Annotated in this window: 2 protein-coding genes; both read left to right on the plus strand. The window is 62.0% G+C overall.

All coding sequences use genetic code 11. The features are described from left to right. Nucleotides 1–257: 257 nt before the first annotated feature. Nucleotides 258–2,513: an arginine/lysine/ornithine decarboxylase gene (locus HX846_RS08285; RefSeq protein WP_177051396.1), complete on the plus strand. Its 2,256-nt coding sequence runs from the start codon at nt 258–260 to the stop codon at nt 2,511–2,513. A 20-nt stretch (nt 2,514–2,533) separates the two neighbouring features. Then, a complete protein-coding gene (locus tag HX846_RS08290; RefSeq protein WP_003217028.1) occupies nt 2,534–3,103 on the plus strand; it encodes a GNAT family N-acetyltransferase in 570 nt (189 codons plus the stop codon). The last annotated feature ends 177 nt before the right edge of the window (nt 3,104–3,280 follow it).

The following is a 3,280-nucleotide window of genomic DNA, read 5'->3' on the forward strand; positions in this document are numbered from 1 at the left end:
AGGCCGTCGCTGCGGCCGCCGCACGTGCCGGGCTGGGGATACAGGCCGTGTCGGGCTGGAGCATCGAGCCCGGCGGTCAGCAAGGCCTGTTGATGGGCTTCACCAACCTGGCGACTCGCCAGCAAGCAGTGCAAGCGGCGCTGGTGTTGCGCGAGGTCATCGACGGCGCTTTATGAACACCGGTTGAACATCTTCATTCGCCACATCGGCCCCGAGCTTCTACCCTGAAGGCATAGCCCTCAGGACGCCAAGCGCTCATGTACAAAGACCTGAAGTTCCCGGTTCTGATCGTACACCGCGACATCAAGGCCGACACCGTTGCCGGCGACCGCGTCCGGGGCATCGCCCGGGAGCTTGAGCAGGAGGGCTTCAGTATCTTTTCGGCGGTGGACTACGCCGAGGGTCGCCTGGTGGCTTCGACCCATCACGGCCTGGCCTGCATGCTGATTGCCGCCGAGGGCGCCGGGGAAAATACCCATTTGATGCAAAACATGGTGGAGCTGATCCGCCTGGCGCGGGTGCGGGCGCCAAACCTGCCGATCTTCGCCCTCGGTGAGCAGGTCACCCTGGAAAACGCCCCGGCCGATGCCATGAGCGAGCTGAACCAGTTGCGGGGCATTCTTTATCTGTTTGAAGACACCGTGCCGTTTCTTGCCCGGCAAGTGGCCCGTGCGGCCCGCGCCTACCTGGATGGCCTGTTGCCGCCATTCTTCAAGGCCCTGGTGCAGCACACGGCGGATTCCAATTATTCCTGGCACACCCCCGGTCATGGCGGCGGCGTGGCCTATCGCAAAAGCCCGGTGGGGCAGGCGTTTCATCAGTTCTTCGGGGAAAATACCCTGCGTTCGGACTTGTCGGTGTCGGTGCCGGAGCTCGGCTCGCTGCTGGACCACACCGGCCCGTTGGCCGAAGCCGAGGCGCGGGCAGCGCGCAACTTCGGCGCCGATCACACCTACTTCGTGATCAATGGCACTTCCACCGCCAACAAGATCGTCTGGCACTCGATGGTGGGCCGGGATGACCTGGTGCTGGTGGACCGCAACTGTCACAAGTCGGTGTTGCATTCGATCATCATGACCGGCGCCATCCCGCTGTACCTGTGCCCGGAGCGCAATGAACTGGGGATCATCGGGCCGATTCCCCTGAGCGAGTTCAGCCCCGAGTCGATCCGCGCCAAGATCGACGCCAGCCCGCTGACCCGAGGCCGACCGGCCAGGGTCAAGCTGGCGGTGGTCACCAACTCCACCTATGACGGCCTGTGCTACAACGCCGAGCTGATCAAGCAGCAACTGGGCAACAGCGTCGAGGTGCTGCACTTCGACGAAGCCTGGTACGCCTACGCGGCGTTTCATGAGTTCTTCGCCGGGCGCTACGGCATGGGCACCTCGCGCACGCCCGAGAGCCCGCTGGTGTTCACCACGCACTCCACGCACAAGCTGCTGGCGGCGTTCAGCCAGGCGTCGATGATCCATGTGCAGGATGGCGGCGTGCGCAAGCTGGACCGCGACCGCTTCAACGAAGCGTTCATGATGCATATTTCCACCTCGCCGCAGTACAGCATCATCGCCTCCCTGGATGTGGCGTCCGCAATGATGGAAGGGCCGGCGGGGCGTTCCTTGCTGCAGGAGATGTTTGACGAAGCCCTGAGCTTCCGACGTGCCCTGGCCAACCTGCGCCAGCATATCGCCGCTGAAGACTGGTGGTTTTCCATCTGGCAGCCGCCGCTGGTGGCGGGCATTGACCGGGTGGTGACGGCGGACTGGTTGCTGCAACCCCAGGCCGACTGGCATGGCTTTGGCGATATCGCCGAAGACTACGTGCTGCTGGACCCGATAAAAGTCACCCTGGTGATGCCTGGCCTGAACGCCGGCGGGGCTTTGAGCGAGTGCGGAATTCCCGCAGCGGTGGTCAGTAAATTCCTCTGGGAACGTGGGCTGGTGGTGGAAAAGACCGGGCTGTATTCGTTCCTCGTGCTGTTTTCCATGGGCATCACCAAAGGCAAGTGGAGTACCCTGCTCACCGAACTGCTGGAATTCAAGCGCAGTTATGACGCCAACGTGAGCCTTGCTGTGTGTTTGCCATCGGTGTTTCAGCAGGGCCCGGCGCGGTATCAGGGATTGGGTTTGAAGGATCTGTGCGACCAGTTGCACAGCTGTTACCGCAGCAATGCCACGGCCAAGCACCTGAAGCGGATGTACACGGTACTGCCGGAAATCGCCATGAAACCGGCCGACGCCTACGACCTGTTGGTCAAGGGCGAAGTCGAGGCGGTGTCCATCGACGCTTTGCCAGGTCGGGTCGCAGCGGTCATGCTGGTGCCTTACCCGCCGGGCATTCCGTTGATCATGCCGGGTGAGCGCTTTACCGAATCGACTCGCTCGATCATTGATTACCTGGCGTTTGCCAGGACGTTCGATAGCAGTTTCCCCGGCTTTGTTGCCGATGTTCATGGACTGCAACACGAAGATGACGGCAGTGGTCGTTGTTACACCGTCGACTGCATCAAGGGTTAAGGATGTTTATGCAAGCTGTAATGAACCCGAAGTACCCGGGCCTCAGTGTCCGGGTGGCTGACGAAGGATTTGACGCCTACGTGTGGGGGAACGACTTCAGCTTTGAAGTCAACGCCTACGGCAAGCCGGAAATGGGCAAGCGCGTCGACCAGTGGGCGGTGGAGCGTATCGTGCCATACCGCAAATGCTACGGCATCGACCCCGAGGAGTTCGCCAGCTTCCGTGACGCGGCCGACAGTGCGGTGTTCATGGCCTACCTCGATGACCGGCCCGTGGGGCATATCGTGGTCAGCACCAACTGGAACGGCTTTGCCCACGTGGATGAACTGGCGGTGGTCTTGCCCGCGCGGCGCCACGGGGTGGCCAAGGCATTGCTGGACGTGGCGCAGTTCTGGAGCCGCAAGAAGAACCTGCCGGGGATGATGCTGGAGACCCAGAACAACAACCTCGGTGCCTGCCGGCTGTATGAGCGCTGCGGGTATGTGATGGGCGGAATCGACCACCTGCGCTATCGCGGGATTGATCCGCAGACGCGCGAAGTGGCGATTTTCTGGTATCGGTTGTTCAAGACAGAATTGGAAGCAGTCTGAGCTGCACCGATCGACTGTGGGAGCCGTCGAGCCCCAGCGAGGCCGCGATAGCGGTAGGTCAGGCAACCTCTTTATCGACTGTGCCGCCGCCTGAGCAGCCTAGCGGCGGCTCGGCAGCGCGATAATTCGATGTGGGCAACTCAAGGAGGTGCGACCGAACACACAGCTCCCAGACGT

It is taken from the genome of Pseudomonas sp. K5002, assembly GCF_013386655.1.
Lineage (GTDB): Bacteria > Pseudomonadota > Gammaproteobacteria > Pseudomonadales > Pseudomonadaceae > Aquipseudomonas.

What these genes read in the sequence shown, in the direction of transcription:
- HX846_RS08285 (WP_177051396.1), top strand. Translation starts at nt 258, where the DNA reads ATGTACAAAGACCTGAAGTTCCCGGTTCTGATCGTACACCGCGACATC.
- HX846_RS08290 (WP_003217028.1), top strand. Translation starts at nt 2,534, where the DNA reads ATGAACCCGAAGTACCCGGGCCTCAGTGTCCGGGTGGCTGACGAAGGA.